At 40.0% G+C, this 21,631-nt stretch carries 14 protein-coding genes; 5 read left to right on the top strand and 9 right to left on the bottom strand.

Going from position 1 to position 21,631, the window contains the following annotated elements:
* Positions 1-371 precede the first annotated feature (371 nt).
* On the top strand, positions 372-992 hold the full coding sequence (locus C228_RS0101770; protein ID WP_026313135.1) for a DUF1919 domain-containing protein: 621 nt from the start codon (positions 372-374) through the stop codon (positions 990-992).
* 3 nt (positions 993-995) lie between these two features.
* Positions 996-1,310, top strand: a complete 315-nt coding sequence (locus tag C228_RS0101775) for a CHY zinc finger protein (RefSeq protein WP_018650996.1) — start codon at positions 996-998, stop codon at positions 1,308-1,310.
* Between the two features lie 106 nt (positions 1,311-1,416).
* Here the strand turns inward: C228_RS0101775 and glmU are convergent, their stop codons facing one another.
* The 4 genes from glmU to C228_RS0101795 all read right to left on the bottom strand — a co-directional run bounded on the left by glmU (position 1,417) and on the right by C228_RS0101795 (position 7,939).
* Positions 1,417-2,781, bottom strand: coding sequence for a bifunctional UDP-N-acetylglucosamine diphosphorylase/glucosamine-1-phosphate N-acetyltransferase GlmU (gene glmU / locus C228_RS0101780; RefSeq protein ID WP_018650997.1), 1,365 nt, complete (start codon positions 2,779-2,781; stop codon positions 1,417-1,419).
* Between the two features lie 213 nt (positions 2,782-2,994).
* Positions 2,995-6,111, bottom strand: coding sequence for an efflux RND transporter permease subunit (locus tag C228_RS0101785; protein WP_018650998.1), 3,117 nt, complete (start codon positions 6,109-6,111; stop codon positions 2,995-2,997).
* 15 nt (positions 6,112-6,126) lie between these two features.
* Complete coding sequence (locus tag C228_RS0101790) at positions 6,127-7,332, bottom strand: efflux RND transporter periplasmic adaptor subunit (RefSeq protein ID WP_018650999.1); 1,206 nt, start codon at positions 7,330-7,332, stop codon at positions 6,127-6,129.
* Between the two features lie 28 nt (positions 7,333-7,360).
* The gene (locus C228_RS0101795; RefSeq protein ID WP_026313136.1) at positions 7,361-7,939 is read right to left on the bottom strand and encodes a TetR/AcrR family transcriptional regulator; all 579 of its coding nucleotides are present in this window, start codon (positions 7,937-7,939) and stop codon (positions 7,361-7,363) included.
* Between the two features lie 248 nt (positions 7,940-8,187).
* Between C228_RS0101795 and C228_RS0101800 the strand changes: the two genes are divergently transcribed.
* Both C228_RS0101800 and C228_RS0101805 read left to right on the top strand, forming a co-directional pair.
* Positions 8,188-8,409, top strand: coding sequence for a YejL family protein (locus C228_RS0101800; protein WP_018651001.1), 222 nt, complete (start codon positions 8,188-8,190; stop codon positions 8,407-8,409).
* Between the two features lie 2 nt (positions 8,410-8,411).
* Positions 8,412-10,142 (top strand): DUF3413 domain-containing protein, encoded by a 1,731-nt coding sequence (locus C228_RS0101805; protein WP_018651002.1) that lies wholly within the window; start codon positions 8,412-8,414, stop codon positions 10,140-10,142.
* A 118-nt stretch (positions 10,143-10,260) separates the two neighbouring features.
* On the opposite strand, the gene C228_RS0101810 is transcribed toward C228_RS0101805, so the two are convergent.
* The 3 genes from C228_RS0101810 to C228_RS0101820 form a co-directional block, all read right to left on the bottom strand.
* Entirely contained in the window at positions 10,261-11,328 is a 1,068-nt protein-coding gene (locus C228_RS0101810; protein WP_018651003.1) for a 4-oxalomesaconate tautomerase, read from the bottom strand.
* Between the two features lie 80 nt (positions 11,329-11,408).
* Positions 11,409-12,872, bottom strand: a complete 1,464-nt coding sequence (locus tag C228_RS0101815; RefSeq protein WP_018651004.1) for an anion permease — start codon at positions 12,870-12,872, stop codon at positions 11,409-11,411.
* A 190-nt stretch (positions 12,873-13,062) separates the two neighbouring features.
* Entirely contained in the window at positions 13,063-13,803 is a 741-nt protein-coding gene (locus C228_RS0101820; RefSeq protein WP_018651005.1) for a GntR family transcriptional regulator, read from the bottom strand.
* A gap of 119 nt (positions 13,804-13,922) precedes the next feature.
* On the opposite strand from C228_RS0101820, the gene acnB reads away from it, so the two are divergent.
* The gene (gene acnB / locus C228_RS0101825; protein ID WP_018651006.1) at positions 13,923-16,529 is read left to right on the top strand and encodes a bifunctional aconitate hydratase 2/2-methylisocitrate dehydratase; all 2,607 of its coding nucleotides are present in this window, start codon (positions 13,923-13,925) and stop codon (positions 16,527-16,529) included.
* Between the two features lie 53 nt (positions 16,530-16,582).
* Here the strand turns inward: acnB and C228_RS0101830 are convergent, their stop codons facing one another.
* A complete protein-coding gene (locus tag C228_RS0101830) occupies positions 16,583-17,050 on the bottom strand; it encodes an MFS transporter (protein ID WP_018651007.1) in 468 nt (155 codons plus the stop codon).
* Between the two features lie 76 nt (positions 17,051-17,126).
* On the bottom strand, positions 17,127-21,617 hold the full coding sequence (gene mukB / locus C228_RS0101835) for a chromosome partition protein MukB (RefSeq protein ID WP_018651008.1): 4,491 nt from the start codon (positions 21,615-21,617) through the stop codon (positions 17,127-17,129).
* Between the last annotated feature and the right edge of the window lie 14 nt (positions 21,618-21,631).

Consider the following 21,631-nt stretch of genomic DNA (forward strand, 5'->3'; position numbering starts at 1 on the left):
TAAAAATGATTTATTTCATCTTTTTAGCAAGTTTGTGATCTATTTCGCAAAAAAAATCAAACAAACGGTTGCGGTTATTTAAATGAAAAATAAGCTTTTTTCGCATTAATCAGATTTTATACAGCCTAAAAGGCTATTGGTATATTATATGCCATTTTTTACATGGAAAGACATTTGTTATCTTCCTAAACAAGCGGTCAAATTTCAGTTAAATTTTACAAATTTTTCACAAAAAATGACCGCTTATCAACTGATACAAATCCTTATTGTAAACTTTTTAAAATTAATAGATAAATTTCTCGGATAAGATCAGAATGCGCTCTTTTCTAGTTATTTTGAAATTTTCTTTCCGTTTAAATACGTTAACGACTATGTTTAATTTTATCCCCAAAGTATTGAATAAATCCTTGCGTAAAATCATCAACGCATTAAATCGCCAACGTTTACAAAATCACTCCATGTCGGTGCTGTCTATTAATTGTAACGGTGCATTTATCTTACATGAATTAGGTGAGCAATTTCGTTCACCATTTGTCAATTTATACCTTTCACCAGCAGACTTTCTAAAATACTTAAAAAATATGTCGCATTATATGCAGGCGAAACTCACTTTTTTAGCCACGGAAAAACGTTATCCGGTGGGTAAATTAGATGATCTCACCATTCATTTTATGCACTACCATTCTGAGCAAGCAGCGGCAAGCAAGTGGGCGGAACGTACCAAACGCATCAATTTGGATAACCTATTTGTGATGATGACCGACCGTGACGGCTGCACTTACCAAGATTTGCAAGAATTTGACCGCTTACCATTCGAAAATAAAGTGGTATTTACTCATAAACCTTATCCAGAGTTTAAATCGGCCTTATATGTGAAAGGGTTCGAAGATAAAACACAAGTCGGCGATTTATTTAAGTTTTCTGGCTGGAATGGTAAGAAATATTACGATCAGCTGAATTATGTGAGTTGGTTTAACGGGAAAGGATTCTAGTTTATGTTTAAGGTTTATGGCTTGACCGTAGATAATCAAACTCGCTGCCAGCATTATCATTCTGTACTGGATATTATCGCAATAAAGTTCAAATGTTGTGATAAGTTTTACCCGTGTTATCAATGCCATCAGGTCTGTGAAACACACCCTATTGAGCGCTGGCAAGTAGCTGAATTTGATAAGCAAGCAATTTTGTGTGGCAATTGTCACTACACATTAACCATTCAGCAATACATGCACGTTACACATTGCCCTTATTGCCAAGCACAATTCAATAGTGGCTGTCAGAAACATTATTCGATCTATTTTGAAGAATGAGTTTAAAGCTCGAAATAGTTCGCATATAAATAGAAACAAGCGGTTGAATTTGCAGAAAATTTTGCAAATCCGACCGCTTGTTACATATGTATTGAGTAACTAAGAACTATTTTTTCTTAGTTGGGCGCTGCCAGCCTTGGATATGACGTTGTGGTACACGACTAATGACTAACTCGTTTTCCGCTACATCTTTGGTAATGGTTGCACCCGCACCGATCGTTGCACCATCTGCGATAGTAACCGGTGCGACTAATTGGCTATCTGAGCCAACAAACACATTGTCGCCGATAACCGTTTTGAATTTGTTTGCACCATCATAGTTACAAGTGATTACACCCGCACCGATATTACAATTGCTACCTACTTCCGCATCACCGACATAGGTTAAATGGTTTACTTTTGAACCTTTACCTACTTGAGCATTTTTAATCTCAACAAAGTTACCAACATGGGTTTCTTCCGCAAGATTTGCGCCTGGACGTAAACGAGAGAATGGACCGATTTGTGCTGCTTTACCCACTACCGCATCTTCAATTACAGAATATGGTTTGATTTCTACATCATCAGCAATTTCACAGTTTTTAAGTACACAACCCGCTCCGATACGAACACGATTACCCAGTTTTACTTCTCCTTCGATCATCACGTTCACATCAATTTCTACATCTTTACCGTGTGTTAAATTACCTCGAATATCAAAACGTGTTGGATCAATTAAACGTACACCGGCTAATAAGAGTTTTTCTGCCTGTGTTTTTTGGTAGAAGCGTTCTAATGCCGCAAGTTGTAAACGGTTATTTGCCCCTTCAACTTCCATAAATTCACTCGCTTGTACTGCTTGTACTTTATAACCGTCCTGGTTTGCCATTGCGATCACATCCGTAATATAATATTCGCTTTGTGCATTGTTGTTATTTAAATTACTCAACCATTTTTTGAAACTTGCTCCGCTTGCAACCATAACGCCGGTATTCACTTCACGGATTTTCAATTGTTCTGCATTCGCATCTTTTTGTTCTACGATCGCAACTACCGAGCCGTTTTCACGAATAATACGTCCATAACCGGTCGGATTTTCTAATTCAACGGTTAACAATGCAATTCCATTTTCTGGTTTTGCTGCAATTAAACGTTCTAAGGTTTCTTTAGTGATTAACGGCGCATCACCGTAAAGCATTAAGATATTCTCATCATCAGCAAAGAATGGTGCAGCTTGTTGCATTGCATGACCTGTACCTAATTGTTCTGCTTGTAATACCCAGTTTACCGGCTCAGAACTTAAGCGTTGTTGTAATAATTCGCCACCGTGACCATAAATTAAATGAATTTGTTTGGCATCGATCTGCTTTGCCGTATCAATAACATGTTTAACCATTGGCTTTCCTGCAACGGTATGAAGCACTTTAGGTAAATCAGAATACATACGAGTACCTTTACCCGCAGCTAAAATTACTACGCTTAGTTGAGTCATTGTGTGATCCCTTAATGAATTAAATAAATACTATAATATTGTAATAGAAAAATGTAATAAACAGAATGGGCGATATTAATTAGCACTCATTTTACTTAATTTCCTTTTATTGGATACGAATTCATCCAAGTAGCTCGAATCTCTTTGCAATATTTTATCAATTATAAAATATAAAATAAAAAGCTCCGACCAATGGACGGAGCTCTTAATTAATTACGCATTTGCGTGTTCAATTTTTTCTACTTCTTTAGCGTATTTTTCTTCATCAAACTCGCGTAGTGGTTTGTGTGATTCACCTAAGAAGGTATAAATTACCGGTAGAACGAATAAGGTAAATAGTGTACCGATACTTAAACCTGCCACAACCACAATCCCCATACTAAAGCGAGAGATTGCTCCAGCACCTATTGCAAAGAGTAATGGAACTAAACCCGCTACCATTGCGGCTGTCGTCATTAAGATCGGACGTAAACGAATCGTTGCAGAGTGGATAATCGCCTCATAACGAGATTTGCCATGTAATAACTGCTCTTCTTTCGCTACTTCACACATTAAGATACCATGTTTAGTAATTAAACCAACCAGTGTTACTAAACCTACTTGTGAATAGATATTCATTGTCGCACCTGCTTTACCAGCAATCGCTAATACATTCAGCACAACCAAAGCACCACTTAATGCTAACGGTACAGAGATGATAATTACCATTGGATCTCGCCAAGATTCAAACTGAATCGCAAGTACAATAAAGATAATCACAACCGCTAGTGCAAAGGTTAATGCCATCGCATTACCTTCTTGTACGAACTGACGAGCTTCCGCCTTAAAGTCATATTGGTAACCTTTTGGCAATGAACGATCTAACTCTCCTTTTGCCCAATTTACCGCATCACCGATTGAACCTGATACAACCCCTGAAATCGTCGCTGAGTTTAATTGGCTCATACGAGGTAAGGCTGAAGGTTCTGTACTTAATTCAAGTGAAACAATCGAATTTAGTGGAATTGATTCGCCCTTTGCTGTAGTAACGTAATACTTAGTTAAATCATCAGGATTTAAACGATCTTTACGCATTGCTTGCGACACGATTGGGTACGCACGTGAATCAATATCCACCCGAGTAATAATCGCACCTGATAAGTAAGCCCCTAAAGTATTACTTACTTGTTGCATCGTTACTCCATAAGTTCCCATTTTTTCACGATCAAATTTCCATTTCATCGTTACCGTATCAAATTTCAAGTCCAAACTTGCGAAGAAGAATTGACCTGAGACTTGCGCTTTTTTCAGGAAATCACCTGCCACATCAGCTAATTTTGCATAGTTATCGGCTGTGGTTAGTACTAATGAGAATGGTAAACCATTTTCACCTGTTGAAATCTCCGGGAAAGAGATCGCATTGATGTCCATTCCCACCACTTCTTTACCAATCGCTGCAACATCATTTGAAATAGCTGCGCGCTCACGAGCACGATCGTTCCAATCTTTTAATGAAATAATAGAAAGTGCAGTATTATTACCGTTAAAACCTGATACCGTCATCATTGCTTGAACTTCAGGAAGTTCTTTAACTTTTTTATTGAAGTTTTCTGTTGCCTCTTGCGTATAATCCAAGTTGGTATTAGAAGGACCTGTCCCCATACCTACAACGAAACCACGGTCTTCCGTTGGTGCAACTTCTGATGAAAGTGAGCCAAGTAATACTGGTAAACTGACAAAAATACCCAGCGCAAATAGCACCACGAACCAACGTACTGCCATCACCCCTCTTAATAAACCAACATAAATAGAGGTTACTTTATCTAAAGTACTATTTACCAGTTTAGAAAAGCGTGTTTCATGCTCTTCGTTGTGTTCTTTCAATATTTTACTGGTCATCATTGGCGACAACGTTAATGCAGTTACCCCTGAGATCATTACTGCCCCAGCAAGAGTTAAAGCGAACTCTTTAAATAAAGAACCTGTAACACCTTCCATTAACGCCATTGGAGAATATACTGCAGCAAGTGCAATCGTCATCGAAATAACCGGAATAGCAATCTCTCGCGTACCGATAATAGCAGCATCAAACGGAGACTTACCTTCTTTTACATGACGTTCTACGTTTTCAAGTACCACGATCGCATCATCTACCACCAAACCGATTGCCAACACTAAAGCAAGTAAGGTCAATAGGTTAATTGAGAACCCTAACATTTGTAAGAAGAACAATACACCGATCATCGAAATCGGAATCGTCACAACAGGCACGATCATTGCACGCAATGAGCCTAAGAATAAAACAATTACAACCAATACGATAACTGTTGCTTCAGCTATAGTACGGAATACTTCATTAATTGAACTGTTAATCGCAATCGTTTTATCATAAAGAATTTCCCCTTTAACAGATTCTGGTAAGTTGTCTTGAACCTGTCTAAACATTGGATAAATATCTTTTGCCACAGTTAAAGAGTTAGCTGTTGTTGAAGCCGTTACCGCTAAAACTACCGCTTCTTTACCATCTGCCACTACACGAGAGCTATCTTGATATCTATCTAACTCAACTTGTGCAATATCGCGTAATTTGATGATTCGACCATCAGAAGTGGTTGCTACCGTCACATTTTCTAGCTCTTCAACTGATGGTGTGCTTGATTCCACTTTATTTTTATAAACAGTGTAGTAACCATTCGCATTACCTGCAGCTGTATTAAGGTTATTTGCATTTAATGCTGCTAATACCGTTGCACCAGAAAGATTATTACCTGCCATTTTGTCAGGATCTAACCAAATGCGTAAGCCAAAATTTGCCGCACCGAAAATATCTACACTTGAAACCCCGTTTACCGTAAAGAATTGCGGTTTAACCACACGATTAATATAGTCGGTAATTTGTGGAGAACTCAATTCATCAGAAACAAATCGAATATACATTAACGCATCATTTGAACCTGATGAAACACTGATTGATGGATCATCAATCCCACTTGGTAAATTCGCCCGAATTGCATTCACTTTCGCAGAAATATCCGCTAGCGCCATTTGCGGGTTAGTATTTAATTTCATCTTAATTGTGGTGGTTGAAGTACTTGGACTACTTGATGAAGTCACATAGTCAATGTTATCCGCTTTCGATACCGCTTCCTCAATTTGTGAAGTTACAAGTGCCTGCATCAGACTTGCATCTGCACCCGAATAATTTACACTAACCGTCACAATTGAGATGGTCATTTCAGGATATTCACGTACTTGAAGTTTATTAATAGATTGCAAACCCAAAATTGTAATCAATAAACTAATACATACTGCAAGTACCGGACGTTTAATAAAAACATCAGTAAATTTCATTGATTATTACCTCAATTAAAGTCTACTTACTTTAGCTGGTTGTGTTACACCGACTGCCTCTTGCTCTGAAACAATCACAAGTGCATTATTATTTAAACGTTGGAAACCTCCCGTTACAATTAAATCGCCTGCTTTCGCACCTTTAGCTAATTGTGCATAAATACCACTTCGGTCTAATGTTTTCACTTCAACCTGTTTTGCGCGATACATTCTATTCACATCTAATTTCGGATTTTGCTCTGCCATTTTTGCAACTAATTGCTTATCTTCCTCAGAAAGCGGTTGCAATACATAAAGTGTTTCACCATACATTGTGTATGTCACTGCAATTTGTGGTACAACAATTTGCTGTTTCTCCGTCGGTAATGCAACATTCAGACGAGCAAACATACCTGATAAAAGAAGATTTTGGTTCTCTGTAATCACTGCTTCTACATTAATTAAGCCCGTTGTATGATCCACTGCTGGATCGATTGCTACGATATTCGCCGGAAATGTTTGGCCCGGTAATGCATCAATTACTGCCGTTACTTTTTGGCCTACACTAATTTTTTGTACATCTGTTTGCGGTAAAGTAAAGCGAACTTTCATTACACTTTGATCTTCAACTCGCACAATCTCCGTACCTGCCGGAATATATTGCCCTACGTTTACATTCACGATACCGGCAATACCGCTAAACGGTGCGTAAATTTTACGGCGACTGATAGAGGCTTTAAGTGACTCAATATTCGCAAGTAATTGGTTATAAGTTGATTGCGCATTATCTAATTCAGCTTTTGATGCACTATTTGATGTGACCAAATTACGGAAACGATCGTAATTTGCTTTTGCATTTGGTAATTGCGCTTGCGATGCACGTAAAGTAGCTTCTTCAACGGCACTATCAAACTCTACCAACAAATCGCCTTTATTTACACGCTGACCCGAGCGTACATGTACTCGAGTTACTGTACCTGTTGCTTCTGCACTTAGCATAGCACCTTGATTTGGGCGAATGTATCCCACTGCCGCAATACTCGGTGTCCACTCTTGTGGTTCTACTTTCATTGCAGTAATTTCGCTTACGGTTTCCGGCATATTAGCTGCTGCTTCGGCTTTTTTACCCGCAATAAATTTTTGCATTCCAGCAACGCCACCAAAGGCAACCAGCACTACAGCTAGGGTTGTCACAATTAAAAACTTTCTGCCACGAGAGGGCTTTTGGCTTTCTACTGTCATATATTCTCCATAGACAAATTAACTAAATTTAGAAAGTAATAGCTTTCCAAGTACGTAAAATAATTTCCTCAAAATATTCTTCCGGAACCACATCTTTCTTAACTTGTTGTAAATAGGCAATATCCGTTGCCGTTCCCATACTCATGTAATACAACACCTCGTTAGGTAAATCGACAATCACGCCTTGCTTTTTACCTTCGTCAACAAATCGGTTCCAAATAAATTCTGGATCATTAATTGTTCTATAAACAATTTCGCTGAAACCAAGCATCGCTTGGTATTGGGACAGGTGAATAGCAATCATGGGGTTGTCAGACAAGAACTGCCACTTTCTAACCCACAGTTGACGATATTGCTTGAAGAGAGATTCGTTTGAATCAAAATCAATGTTGATATAGCAACTATAACGTTCGTACATATGATTGGCTAACTGGCTCAATAGTTGATCTTTTGTACTAAAATATAAATAAAGTGTACCGGCTGCCACGCCAATTTCTTTTGCTATCTTGCGCATTGATAAATTCTGTAAGCCTTCCTTTGCTACAAGTAACTCCGTTGTCGATAAGATATGATTGATCATATCATTCGGATCAGTTCGTCTGGACATAAAACCTCCCATGTTTAAATCCAATGAACAGTCGTTCATTCTATATTTATTCATTATAATTGAAAAGCAAAATATCTCGACTGATAGACATTCGAGAAAAATTGACTGAACATTTTATCACTAACTCCCTTTCATAGTGATTTTTTTACCCTAATTTGCAAAAATATGGAAAATCCCACCGCTTATTACTCTCATTTCGGCTAATTTTATGCTACTATTTAGCAAATTTTTCTAACCTATCTTTTAATATGGCAACTCAATCAAAATATCAAAGAAAACAATTCGGTGCATTATCTAGCGACCTTATTGCTACTCTTGAAAAACATAAAGCGCCTGTTGATCTTTCATTAATGGCACTGGGGAATTTGATCACCAATATCTTACGTGAAAATGTCCAAACCGAAGTACAGCGTCATGCTTTAGCGGATGCTTTCTCAAATGCATTAAAAAATTCTTTAAAAACGAAATAAGTATGTTTGCACGCCTTCGCTCATTATTACCGACCAATTCTCGTCAATACCGAGAAGAAACCTCACAACGCATTACATGGGGTCATTGGTTTACCCTTTTTAATGTGCTGTTGGCGTTACTTATTTCTTCCCGCTACGCTTTTAATGCCGATTGGCCTAATACACTGTCAGGTAAACTTTACTTTTTTACCAGTTTATTCGGGCATTTCAGCTTCATTGTGTTTGCCTGCTATTTATTATTACTCTTTCCGCTAAGCTTTGTAATTAAAAATGATCGCACCTTCCGTGGTGTTTCAGTTATTTTAGCTACCATCGGGCAAACTTTTCTTTTAGTCGATACCGAAGTATTTAAGCGATTCTATCTGCATTTATCACCGCTTGTTTGGGACTTATTAGTTAATCCCGAACAAGGTGAGCTTACTCGTCAATGGCAATTACTCTTTGTACCAATGCCACTTATTTTGTTAGCAGAAATGCTCTATTCACGTTGGTGTTGGCAAAAATTACGTAGCTTTAATCGCCAAAAATGGGGTAAATATATTGCTTATTTTTTCTTAAGCTGTTTTACCGCGACACATTTGATTTACGCTTGGGCGGATATGACGTTATACCGTCCGATTACCGCACAAAAGGCAAACTATCCGTTATCGTATCCAATGACCGCTCGTACCTTCTTACAAAAGCATGGACTAATTGATCGTGCCGAGTTACAGCAAGAAATTGAAGAAAACGGTCGTTTAGATAGTTTCTATTTAAATTATCCGAAACATCAACTGACCTTTACCAAAAAGCCTCACTCAAATATTTTATTGATTAATTTGTCGGGTTTACGTAATAGTGCAATCAGTAGTGAAAACACCCCGTCACTGGCTGAAGTTAGCCGTAAGTCCTTACGCTTTATGCAACATTATACCAGCGGAGATTCTCGCTCTGCCGGTATATTAGGGATCTTCTATAGTTTAAGTGGTAAATATTTAGACTCGGTATTAGGTAATAAAGAAGCATCACCACTGATGTTCGCCTTCCGTCAATCCGGTTATCAGTTCGGTTTGTTCTCACATAACGGCTTTGCAGATCCTGTGTACCACCAAGCGGCATTTGCTGGTATTTTGTTACCTGAATCAAAAAATAATCTAGATGCCATTTCACAATGGAAGCAATGGGTGAAAGAGCGTAATGTTAATCAGCCTTTTTTCAGCTATTTGGATTTAAATTTACCGCAGGCTAATACCTATGAGCAGCAAACTAAATTACTCGACTGGCAATTTAGTGAAATTTGGTCACAATTAGAAAGAAATGCTTTATTAGCCAATACGGTAGTGATAATTACTTCTGATCAAGCTAATCCAACTGGGGAGATGAGTTTTGCTCAGCAAGATATGCAAGTGCCACTAATTATCTATTGGCAAGGTGAAGTAAAACAATATGATTTACTCTCAAGCCATTTAGATATTATGCCGACACTGTTAACTCAGTTCTTTGGCATACTCAATCCGCTTAGCGACTATTCACAAGGGATCAATTTAACCGCTCAAAATAATCGTTTATGGGTGTTAGCGTCTAACCATAACTGGAATGTTGCAATTATGCCTGACGGTGAACAATATCGTATTGATCGTAAAGGCCATTTTGAAAAATTTAATGCTCAGAGCGAAAAAGAGAAAAGCGATCGCCCGCCTTTACCGCTCTTCTTACAAATGATTCAGCAAAGTAATCAATTTGTAGAGAAATAAAGATTAGAAATATAACAAGCGGTCAAATTTAGCGAGTTTTTTACAAATTTTTTGCTAAATTTGACCGCTTGTTTTATCTATAAGCATTTATATTTTCAGTATATAAAAACTTAACGCACTATTCTACCGTTTCATCATAATATACTTCACCTACCATTAGTGGTTTAGCAGTACGCACCAGTGCTGCTCGGGTGAATTTATAATCACCATCTACGTTCTCGCAAACCATATCAACGCTGATAAAACCGGACGGATGCTCAATAGTTACGACACTACCGGTATCTTTATAAAGCGGATGTGCAACCGTACCTTCAATATTACACGCTGCAGATACGCAAATTGAACCGGTTACCGCATGGCTTGAATGGCATTTGTCCGGCACGAAGTAGCGAGACGTAATATTACCTTTGCCAGCCGCTGCCGATAAGATCCCCATTTTGGGAATAACTTTTTCGGACACATCTCCTAATCCCATCATTTCACCCGCTTTACGGCGAATAGGCTCGATAATCTCGAATAATGCACGGTTTTCATCTAATTCCGCCTTGGTTTCTTTACCGGTTAAGCCAAGATCTTGCGCATTAAACAGTACCATCGGCATCGCTACATCAATACAAGTCACATTATAGCCATTGATACTATCTTGTTTATTGCCGGTCGGGAAAACTTTACCGGTTTTTGCCCCTTCAATTTGGCTAAAATTCAAATTCACCGGCGAACCTGTTCCTGGTACACCGGATACTTCCGCATTACCCGTATATTTCAATTGTTTATTTGGCGACTCGGCAGAAACTTCGATAATACTGTTGGTATTAACGTTATTTACTACTACGCTCGTGATGCCGTCTTGTAATGCAATTAAGCCTTTTTCACTCGCGAAACAAATGATACCAGATAAAATATTACCACACGAAGGCGCCGTATCCACCACTTTTTGTCCGATACCGACTTGAGCAAATAAGTAATCTAAATCAACTCCTTCTTTTTCAGATTTTGAAACGATCGCCACTTTACTGGTTACACTTGTCGCACCGCCCAAACCGTTGATTTGGGTCGGATCGCCTGATCCCATGATTGCCATTAAGAATTTATCACGTTCAGCTACATCTACCGGTAAATCATCTTTTAAGAAATACACGCCTTTTGATGTACCGCCACGAATAATCATACAAGGAATTTTTTTCATTTTTTCCACCTTTGCAAAAAAGTTATGAAATTTGACCGCTTGCTACAAATGAGAAGCGGTCAAATTTTTGAATTATTTTACTAGCCCAAAATACCCATACTTTGGAGCATTGACCACCAACCGAAACCGACTGTTACTTGGATAAGTAATGTCACTAACGCACACACTCCACCGGTAATCCAGAATGATTTCACATCGTGATACCCTAAACCGTAGATAACCGCAGCAGGTGCTGACGCATAGTGAGTTACCATACTGCCGTAGCTATTAGAAAATAATAAGCCGAATGCTAAGAATACAGGATCAGCACCGGCTGCTATACCCACTGCACAAAATACCGGCACCATTGAAGCCACATAAGCGGCACCTGATGCAAACACATAACGTGCTAAGATACTTAATACTAAGATTAAGATCGTCACGACTGTTGGACTGCCTAAATCTGATGGTACTAACTGACTCATTGTGGTTGATAACCAAACAAAGAATTTTGCTTGTGACAACACAGCAGCAATACCTAATAAGCCACCGTACCAAGTCAATGTCGTCCACCCGCCTTTGTTTTTAAGCACATCATCCCAAGACAATACGGATGTAATCACAATGGCCGCCATTGCTGCAATCGCTACAGTAAATTCAGATAAATTTAGTTGTTTTGAGAACACCCAGCCTAAGACCGCACTGATAAATACGCCGGCTAACATTTTTTCTTTTGCCGTCATTGGCCCCATTGCTTCTAAACCTTCACGGGCGATTGTTTTGTTATCGACATTTTTAAGCTCCGGTTTGTAAAGCACATAAGTGACAAAAGGTAAAAGTAATAAAGTTAGTAAGCCGGGAACAGATGCGGCTATAAACCACTGAGTCCAGCTAACATCAATATTTAAAATCGGGCGCATTAACTCAAGTGCAACCGCGTTTGGTGCCATTGCCGTTAAGAAGATAAAACCTGTGGTTTTAACCACCATATAAGTATTAAGCAGCAAATAATGTCCGGCTTTGCGAGGTGAAATTTCAGGTTCTGAACCTAAAGAAACCGCGATAGATTGCATAATCGGGGCAAGAATTCCGCCGCCACGTGCCGTTGTTGATGGCATTGCAGGCGAAATTAATAAATCTAACATCGCATTTACATAGCCCAAACGTAATGTTGTGCTACCGAATGCACCAATCATTTTATAAGCGATTCGGCGACCTAAACCAGTTTGTACGAATGCTGCGCTCATAGAGAATGCCGCAAACACTAGCCAAGTTGTACCTGATTTATAACCATCTAATACTGAGCCTTGTTTTACTGCGACTTTTGTACCGTCCGCTAAAACTTCAGCAGGTGTATTACCAATGATAATAGCGGAAATCGCAACGGCAGCTAGAAGAAGAGGAGGAGCAGGGAAAGGTTTGAGAATGAGAGCAAGAATAGTGCCGATATAAACACCCAAAATGTGCCAGCCAAGCACAGATAAGCCTTCAGGTGTAGGATAAATATAGGTTGCAATAGGGCATGCAAGAATAATTGCATAATGCAAAAGTTTTTTCAGGTTCATAAGAAATACCTCATTGTAAGTATAAATTCGTATAGTCATATATATAACTAGTTGTATTTACACTTGCAAGCGCCGATCTCGCAAAAATTTGAGATAAATCATAAAAAAGGGCAAAGATTACTCTTTGCCCATTATTGTTCTATTATTTGCACTTTTTTTACAAAATTTGACCGCTTGTTTAAAGTCTTTCTTAGGTAATAATCGTCTCGTAGTAGAAATCTTCCGCTAGACCATAAGATTCTCGATACTCAATAATGCTCCCGTCCAGTCCTTTCGCTGCACGACACACTTTAATCACGGTTTTCTCTTGCCCGTCCGTTAAATAGGTATCGCTATGGCTTAATAAAATCGTCATTTGCTCCTTTGCTGAGACGACTAATTGCCCACATTTCTTAAAATAAAACGGATAAAGCAGATTCTCAAATTGCTCTGGTTTTACTGAAAGTAATTCACCAAATTTTTCCGGAGACAGCCAAATCTTATCGCTCACGATCACTTTATTATCTACGGAACGGACACGCTCAAGGTAGATAAGCTCTTGTTCCACAGGCTCGCCTAATAACTGATTAATCTTCGGGTTTGCTTTTACACTTTTAATGCATTTAACTTCACCGATTGGCGTTTCCGGCCTCCCTTCTTTGGCATTACGCAGATAGAATCGCACAATCGATGACTCAACAAATGCAGGATGTTTTAAGAAAGTCCCCTTACCTTGATGCTTAATCAGCACCCCTTCTTCCACCAAGCCTTCAACTGCTTTACGTACGGTTCCGATGGATACCTCATAAGTTGCGGCCAGTTCTTGCTCACTAGGAATTGCTTTCTCAAAGCTCCAATTATTTTCGGCTAAAAATCTTTGCAATTCATATTTAATTTGTAGATAACGGGGAATTTTATTTAAATCGATATATTTTTGATCATAGTTAAACATTTATATTTTTCTCTTAAAATCAATTGACTCACTACCGAAAAATAAGTAGTGTTTCGACATATAGTCATCTATATGTTTATAGATTTATTCTACTTCTAATTTATTGTGGGGTGACAGTCATGTCTAATTTTCTTCAAACATATTATGAACACGTTGCCGAACGTGCAGCAATTGGGATTGTACCAAAAGCATTGGATACTCAACAAACTGTACAGTTAATCGAATTGCTACAATCGCCTATTGCTGGTAAAGAAAGCGAGCTTATTGAACTATTTGAAACACGCATTCCTGCTGGTGTGGATGCTGCTGCTAAAGTTAAAGCTGAATTTCTCACGAATGTCGCTAATGGTAACATAACTAGCTCACTTATTTCTCCTGAACATGCAGTAAAATTATTGGGTACAATGAGTGGTGGCTATAATGTTGCACCTCTTGTTGATTTGTTAGACCACGCTCAATTAGCACCGCTTGCTGCTAAAGCCCTTTCTCATACTCTGCTTATTTTCGATAGTTTTAAAGACATTGCGTCTAAAGCACAACAAGGCAATGCTTACGCTAAACAAGTTATCCAATCTTGGGCAGACGCCGAATGGTTTACTTCTCGTCCAACACTTGCAGAAAAAATCACACTAACCGTATTTAAAGTATTAGGTGAAACCAATACCGATGATCTTTCTCCGGCACAAGATGCTTGGTGTCGTTCCGATATTCCATTGCATGCCAATGCAATGCTAAAAATGAAACGTGAAGGTATCGAACCGGATCAAGAAGGTGTTGTTGGTCCATTAAAACAATTAGCTGCCTTAAAAGAAAAAGGTTTTCCATTAGTATATGTCGGCGATGTGGTAGGTACAGGTTCATCACGTAAATCTGCAGCAAACTCCGTATTATGGCATATGGGTACCGATATTCCGTATATTCCGAATAAACGCACCGGCGGCTTTATACTTGGCGGCAAAATTGCACCGATTTTCTTTAATACGACTGAAGACTCCGGTGCATTACCAATTGAATTAGATGTTACTACGTTAAATATGGGTGATGTAATTGATCTTTACCCGTATGCAGGCAAAGTATGCAAACATAATTCGGATGAAGTGATTACTACCTTCTCATACAAAACCAATGTGTTGTTAGATGAAGTACGTGCCGGCGGTCGAATTCCGTTGATTATTGGTCGTAGCTTAACCGCTAAAGCACGCGCGGAACTTGGTTTACCGGAAAGTGATGTGTTTGCTAAACTTACTGAAGTCACTGACTCCGGCAAAGGTTATACGCTCGCACAAAAAATAGTAGGTAAAGCTTGTGGCGTAAAAGGGGTACGTGCTGGACAATATTGTGAACCGACAATGACTTCCGTAGGTTCACAAGATACAACCGGCACAATGACTCGTGACGAATTAAAAGATCTCGCTTGCTTAAAATTCTCCGCACCGCTTGTCATGCAATCATTCTGCCATACCGCACCATATCCGAAACCAAGTGACGTGATTACTCATCAAACATTACCGGAATTTATCACAAGCCGTGGCGGTATCTCACTACGCCCAGGAGACGGTGTTATCCACTCTTGGTTAAATCGTATGTTAATACCGTTTACTGTTGGTACGGGCGGTGACTCGCATACTCGTTTCCCGATCGGGATCTCTTTCCCTGCCGGTTCCGGTTTGGTAGCTTTTGCCGCAGCAACCGGTATGATGCCGCTTGATATGCCGGAATCCGTGTTAGTTCGCTTTAGTGGTACCATGCAAAAAGGCATTACATTACGTGATTTAGTTCATGCAATTCCTTATTACGCTATCCAAAAAGGCTTGCTCACCGTGGAAAAAGCGAATAAGAAAAATGTTTTCTCCGGTCGAATCCTTGAGATTGAAGGTTTAGAACACCTCACCGCAGAACAAGCGTTTGAGCTTTCTGATGCAACTGCAGAACGTTCAGCTGCTGCTTGTACGATTAAATTAAGTCAGGCTTCGATCGAAGAATATTTACGCTCAAATGTTGTCTTGCTCAAAAGTATGATTGCCGACGGCTACAGCGATGCACAAGCTCTTGAAAATCGTATTAAAGCGATGGAAGAGTGGCTCGCAAATCCTGAAATGCTAGAAGCGGATAGTGATGCGGAATATGCGGAAATTATCGAAATCAATTTAGATGAAATCAAAGAGCCGATTTTATGTGTACCTAACGATCCTGATGACGCGCATTTATTATCTGAAGTACAAGGTAATAAAATTGATGAAGTGTTTATCGGTTCTTGTATGACCAATATCGGTCACTTCCGTGCTGCCGGTAGATTACTCAGCCAAGTAAGTGGTGAGATTAATACCCGTTTATGGCTTGCTCCACCGACCAAAATGGATGCGGCTCGCTTATCCGAAGAAGGTTACTACAATATCTACGGACGTTCCGGCGCACGCACCGAAATGCCGGGGTGCTCGCTCTGCATGGGTAACCAAGCACGTGTACGTCCAAACTCTTCAGTGGTTTCAACCTCAACTCGTAACTTTCCAAACCGTTTAGGACAAGGTGCTAATGTTTATCTTGCATCTGCAGAACTGGCTTCTGTCGCAGCGATTTTAGGACGTTTACCATCACCGCAAGAATATTTGGAAGCGGTTGCAACGCTCGATGAACAACACAATGAAGTTTATCGTTACCTCAATTTTGATCAGCTACCAAATTATGCACAAAAAGCGGAAAGTGTGATTTTCCAAACCGCACTCTAAGCGAAAACCAAAAGTGGGCAATTAGCCCACTTTTTATTTGCCTTTTAAAACTGTTATTTCATCGCTCGATAGCGTAGTGAAATAAACACAAACCACAAGATTGCAATCCCTGCTAATCCGCTACCAACTAATCCGATATAAGGTAAGCCGACATGTTGAATCACTTGGCTACCGATTAATGCGCCGCCACCAATCCCAACATTATAAATGCCTGAATAAATTGCCGTTATCAGAGCAAAAGTTTCACGCCAACCGAACGCTTGCCCAATCATTCGCCTTAACGGCAAACCGAGAATCATCGCCAATGAGCTACCTAACGCTAATAGCCCTAGCGCCTGTTGTTTCTTATCTTTCGGTGCAACACGAATCACCAGCGAAGCGGTTATTGGCAAGAAAATAGCGTGTGTATCTGATAACAGTGCCACAGGAATAAACTCTGTGGTATTAAAAATAAATGCAGACAGTGAAAATGCAAACACTCGTAAAAATGAAAGTCTGCGCTGTTCTTTTCTTGTAATCATTTTATTCTTCCTAAAAAATTAAGCGGTCAGATTTTGCAATTTTTTTGCAATTTCTGACCGCTTGTAAATTCGCACTTTAGTGTTGCCCAAACCCTTTCAATCCGACCACGTGTACATACTCTTGGTTATTAGTAATTTTACGCACCAATTTATAAGTCGTACCACGCTCCGGACTGATATTTTCCGGTGCGGCAATCAATAACTGCATATCTAAACGTTCGCACAATTCAAATAAGGTATTGATTGAAGTTGCATCCAAACGTGCCGCTTCATCAAGGAATAATAAGCGACTCGGTAAAATATCTTTCGCGCGCATACGGCGAGATTCTTCTTCCCAGCTTTGTACCACCATCAACAGGATTGACATACCGGTACCGATCGCCTCACCGGTTGAAAGCGCACTACTTTCCGCACGCATCCAACCGTCTGCGCCACGGAAGGTTTCCACTTCAAGATCTAAATAGTTACGGTAATCCAATAACTCTTCACCGATCGTTTGTGGCGTACGTTGTCCCATATCGATATGCGGATTCACACGTTTATACAACATTGCCAACGCTTCTGAGAAGCTGAGTTTTTGGCTATCGAATAAATCTTTATGCTCTTCTCTGCCATTACTCAATGCGTTCAGTAAGATTGCGTGCGTATCACGAATATTCACTACTAAACGCACCCCTTTCACCTGACCGAAGGCAATATTTTGTAGCCCTTGGTTAAGCTGCAAGATACGGTTTTGCTCACGTTGAATCGTTTTACGCAAGATATTTGCCACAGATTCTGCACTGATTGCTAATTTTTTCTCACGGCTGGTTAATTCGTTGGTTAAACGAGATAACTCAATTTCCATTTGTTCAATCGCATCAATCGGATCATCAGTTTTAATAATATCCTGACGAATACGCTCACGTAAGTGCTGATAAACCGCAATAAAGAATGCCACTTTATTTTCCGGCCTACGGCTATCTTCCGAAGCATGTAGACTGTCACGAAGATATTCGTTATCCGCCACTGCCGTACGTAAAGCACCTAACGCTTTATCGGAAATCGAACGTAATTCTTCCGCCGATTGATAAGCTAACTCACGGCGATTCAGGCGGTTTTCCACATTGCTGTTACGTGAAAGTTTAAGTACCAAACACCAGCTGACTTTCGCTTGTACCACTAACTCACGTTGTGTGTGGTAATCACGTTCCGCTTTACGTAGCGTACGCGTTAAATTATCAATTTCCGCTTCAATCGTACCTAATTGTTTATCTAAATAACCTTTACGAGAACGTTGTTGACTTAAACGTTGTTGTAATTCGTCACGACGAGCTCTTGCACGCTCTTCCGCACCAATATCACCACGTACGCCCAAGTCATCGATTTCACGAATCAATTCTTGCAAAATCTGCGTTTTCGCATCACACGAACTGCGTAAACCGGTTAAAACTTGATTATATTGGCTAAATTGCGTTTGTGCTTGTCGTAATTGATCACGGGCTTGCTCACGTTCACGCTGCGCATTTTCTAAACGTGCACGTAATTGTTCGGTCAGTGCCGAACCCTCCGAACCGATCGCTTCTTCATAGCTAAAATGCACACGACGTTGAATCACATCAGATAGTGCAAAAACTTTTTGTTGAACTTGTTTTTGCTCCGCTTTAGCTTGTTGGTAATCTTGCTCCAACTGCTCAAACTTCGTCGGATCGCTCTTCAAGCTCGCAGCAATCGGTTCTAATTGAGTTAAGTAATTACCGAATTGACGAACAAACTGTTCATCTTCTTCCGCTTCATCTAACTGTGCACGACATTCTTCGGCACGATCAGCGAGCGTTTCATCTTCTAACAAGCTGACAAGCGGTAGAATTTTATTCAACATTTGCAATTTCGCTTTTGCCGAATCTAATTGGGTACGTAATTGCTGTTCGTTGCTTGCCGCTTGATTAAGTTCACGTTCGATTTCAGTACGTTCCGCCGCAATTTCTTGCATTTGCTCTTCCGGATTCGGCTGGAAGGCTAAATTTAAATGCGCACCGACAAACTGACTTAAATGCTGATGTAAACGCTGACATTTTTGTACATCAAATGCACGTTCCGCATGTTGTTCGCTAACTTCATCACGTTCCGCTTTTAATGTTTCTAAATGTTTCTCGCGTGCCGCTCGACCGAATAACGGTACTTCCGGGAACTGAGAATAACGCCATTGGCGATCAGATACTTTGACCACAACACCTTCGGCTAATTCTTCTACGGTAAATACTGCATCATCAAAGGCTGACGGGTCACCTTCGATCAAATAAAGATCGGTCGGGCAATCGTCTAATTTTTCTAATTGTACTTTAACGCTTTCTAAATCACGTACTACGATTGCATGGCGAGTCTCACCGTAAAGTGCTGAGAAATATGGTGCATCGTCAATCGATACATCATCATATAATTCAGAAAGTAATACGCCGCCAAAACGTTCCGCCAATTGATTTAAGCGAACATCGTCCGAACCGTCCGGCTGACTTAAACGAGTAATCTGTGCGTCTAACGCTGCTTCTCGGCGTGCTAATTCATCACGTGCTAAAGTGGCTTCACGCTCTTTGGTCAGCATATTTTGCATAAACTGCATTACCGATTGGCTGGCTTCAAATTTTTCACCACATTGATCTTCTAAACGAGCTAATGCGGATTGCGCCGTATGCCATGCCGGTGCAGTTTTCGCTAGTTGATTATATTGCTGATTAAGCTGTTCACGTTGCTGACGCTGCGTCGAACGCACTTCAACAAATTCCGCTAATTCTGATTCCACATCTTCAAGGCGAGCTTGTTGCTGTTCGAAACAGCTTTCTAATTCTTCCGCCGTTTCAAATTGCGTTTGTGCTTTTTGATTAAACTCGGCTAATAAGCGTTCCGCATTTTGTTGTTGATGTAAACGTTGCTCTAAATCTGCAAGTTTTTGGCGTAAAGCAACCGCTTGTGTTGCCTGCATTTTTTGATAGGTAAATGCTGTCAACAAACTTCTCGCTTCATTCCACGCTTCAGAGCGGTCGATTTCGCCGGAAATTTTGCAAACTAATTCATAAGCTTTTTCGAATTGCGTTTTTGCCATATCCGAAATGGATAAACGCTGTTCCAGCTCGAAAACTTGATCGGTTAAATCGTCCGCTTGTGCGGCAAACTCGGCATGATAATCTTCCACATTATGGAGATCTAAATGCGGTAAGCCACAAAGTTGCTTCGCTTTTTCTAAAGCGGCGATTGCTTGCCGATATTGCAACGCACGAGTTTGCTGTGCATCCAACGCTTGCTGATAATCCGCTATTTGTGAGCGTAATTCTTCCACTTGATCATCAGCATTATCCGCTCTTGCTTGTGCAAATTCCACTTGTTCGGAAACTTCTTCTAACGCAATTTGTTGCTCTTCTAACTTTTCATTGAGTTCCGTAACTTCATCTTGATAACGCTCAATTTTTTCTTGGTGACGAAGCGCATTCATCACTAAATTTAAGTGATCGTTTGCTGAATTATATTCCGCTTCTAAACCGCTTTCGTTTTCCGAAATATCTGCAACTTCACGGCTAAATTCAATTAAACGCTGCTGTTCTAACTCAAGTTTAGATTTCGATTCATACCATGCACGGCGTTGCTCTAGTGCAATTTGTACGTTGCCACGACGCTCATTTGCATTACGCATATAATCGGCAGATACGTAGTTAGTCGATTCGGTGATCAAGTGTTTAAACATATCACGATCAGATTGCGTGACTTTAATCGCTTCCAATGTCATACGGTTTTCACGTAATGCCGATTCCATATCTTGGAATGCTTGGCGAACACCGGTATTTTCCGGCAGTAAGTAATCACGCAATGATTTGGTGATCACGCTTGAAATACCGCCATAAAGCGATGCTTCAATTAATTTATAGAATTTGCTGCGATCCGCCGAAGAACGTAAACGTTTAGGAATCACGCCTAAATCGAACATAAAGCCGTGGTAATCAGTAATCGAGTGATATTGCTTAAATACCACTTCCGAACCATCAAATTTGTCTTTTAAATCCGCTAACGGTAATACACGTGCTTTTTCGCCGACTTGTTCAGTCAGTACACTAATGATTGAATCATTCATCGGCACGTTTTGTAACGAGAACGAGCGAATATCAACTTTTTTGTCACGTCCTGCTACTTGTTGTAAACGTACACCGGTAATCACACGTTGCCCACGTGAATTCAGCGACTCTAATACTGCATAACATACACCGGCTTTTAATTTACCGTATAAACCTTTATCGCGAGAGCTCGAGGTTGAACCGGCTTCTGTCGTATTACGGAAGTTTAATAGGGTAAGATCGGGGATCAAAGCGGTCACAAAGCCCGCCATTGTGGTGGATTTACCCGCACCATTACCGCCTGAAAGCGTGGTCACCAACTTGTCTAAATCAAAGGTACGTGCAAAAAAACCGTTCCAGTTAATTAACGTAAGCGAACGGAATTTACCACGACTCACTGTATGTTGAGGATTAGCAAGCGGTGCGATTGGTGCAGAATTTTGCAACGCAGTGGTTTGATTTTCAAATAATTCGTTTGTATCTGTCATTTGCTTTATCTCGT

It is taken from the genome of Actinobacillus capsulatus DSM 19761, from assembly GCF_000374285.1.
In the GTDB taxonomy this organism is placed as follows: Bacteria; Pseudomonadota; Gammaproteobacteria; order Enterobacterales; family Pasteurellaceae; genus Actinobacillus; species Actinobacillus capsulatus.

Coding starts and splice junctions, on each gene's coding strand:
- C228_RS0101795 (WP_026313136.1), bottom strand. CDS start 7,939: ATGTCCAGACGAACTGATCCGAATGATATGATCAATCATATCTTATCG.
- C228_RS0101810 (WP_018651003.1), bottom strand. CDS start 11,328: ATGAAAAAAATTCCTTGTATGATTATTCGTGGCGGTACATCAAAAGGC.
- C228_RS0101800 (WP_018651001.1), top strand. CDS start 8,188: ATGGCAACTCAATCAAAATATCAAAGAAAACAATTCGGTGCATTATCT.
- C228_RS0101775 (WP_018650996.1), top strand. CDS start 996: ATGTTTAAGGTTTATGGCTTGACCGTAGATAATCAAACTCGCTGCCAG.
- C228_RS0101820 (WP_018651005.1), bottom strand. CDS start 13,803: ATGTTTAACTATGATCAAAAATATATCGATTTAAATAAAATTCCCCGT.
- C228_RS0101770 (WP_026313135.1), top strand. CDS start 372: ATGTTTAATTTTATCCCCAAAGTATTGAATAAATCCTTGCGTAAAATC.
- glmU (WP_018650997.1), bottom strand. CDS start 2,781: ATGACTCAACTAAGCGTAGTAATTTTAGCTGCGGGTAAAGGTACTCGT.
- C228_RS0101790 (WP_018650999.1), bottom strand. CDS start 7,332: ATGACAGTAGAAAGCCAAAAGCCCTCTCGTGGCAGAAAGTTTTTAATT.
- C228_RS0101785 (WP_018650998.1), bottom strand. CDS start 6,111: ATGAAATTTACTGATGTTTTTATTAAACGTCCGGTACTTGCAGTATGT.
- mukB (WP_018651008.1), bottom strand. CDS start 21,617: ATGACAGATACAAACGAATTATTTGAAAATCAAACCACTGCGTTGCAA.
- C228_RS0101805 (WP_018651002.1), top strand. CDS start 8,412: ATGTTTGCACGCCTTCGCTCATTATTACCGACCAATTCTCGTCAATAC.
- C228_RS0101830 (WP_018651007.1), bottom strand. CDS start 17,050: ATGATTACAAGAAAAGAACAGCGCAGACTTTCATTTTTACGAGTGTTT.
- C228_RS0101815 (WP_018651004.1), bottom strand. CDS start 12,872: ATGAACCTGAAAAAACTTTTGCATTATGCAATTATTCTTGCATGCCCT.
- acnB (WP_018651006.1), top strand. CDS start 13,923: ATGTCTAATTTTCTTCAAACATATTATGAACACGTTGCCGAACGTGCA.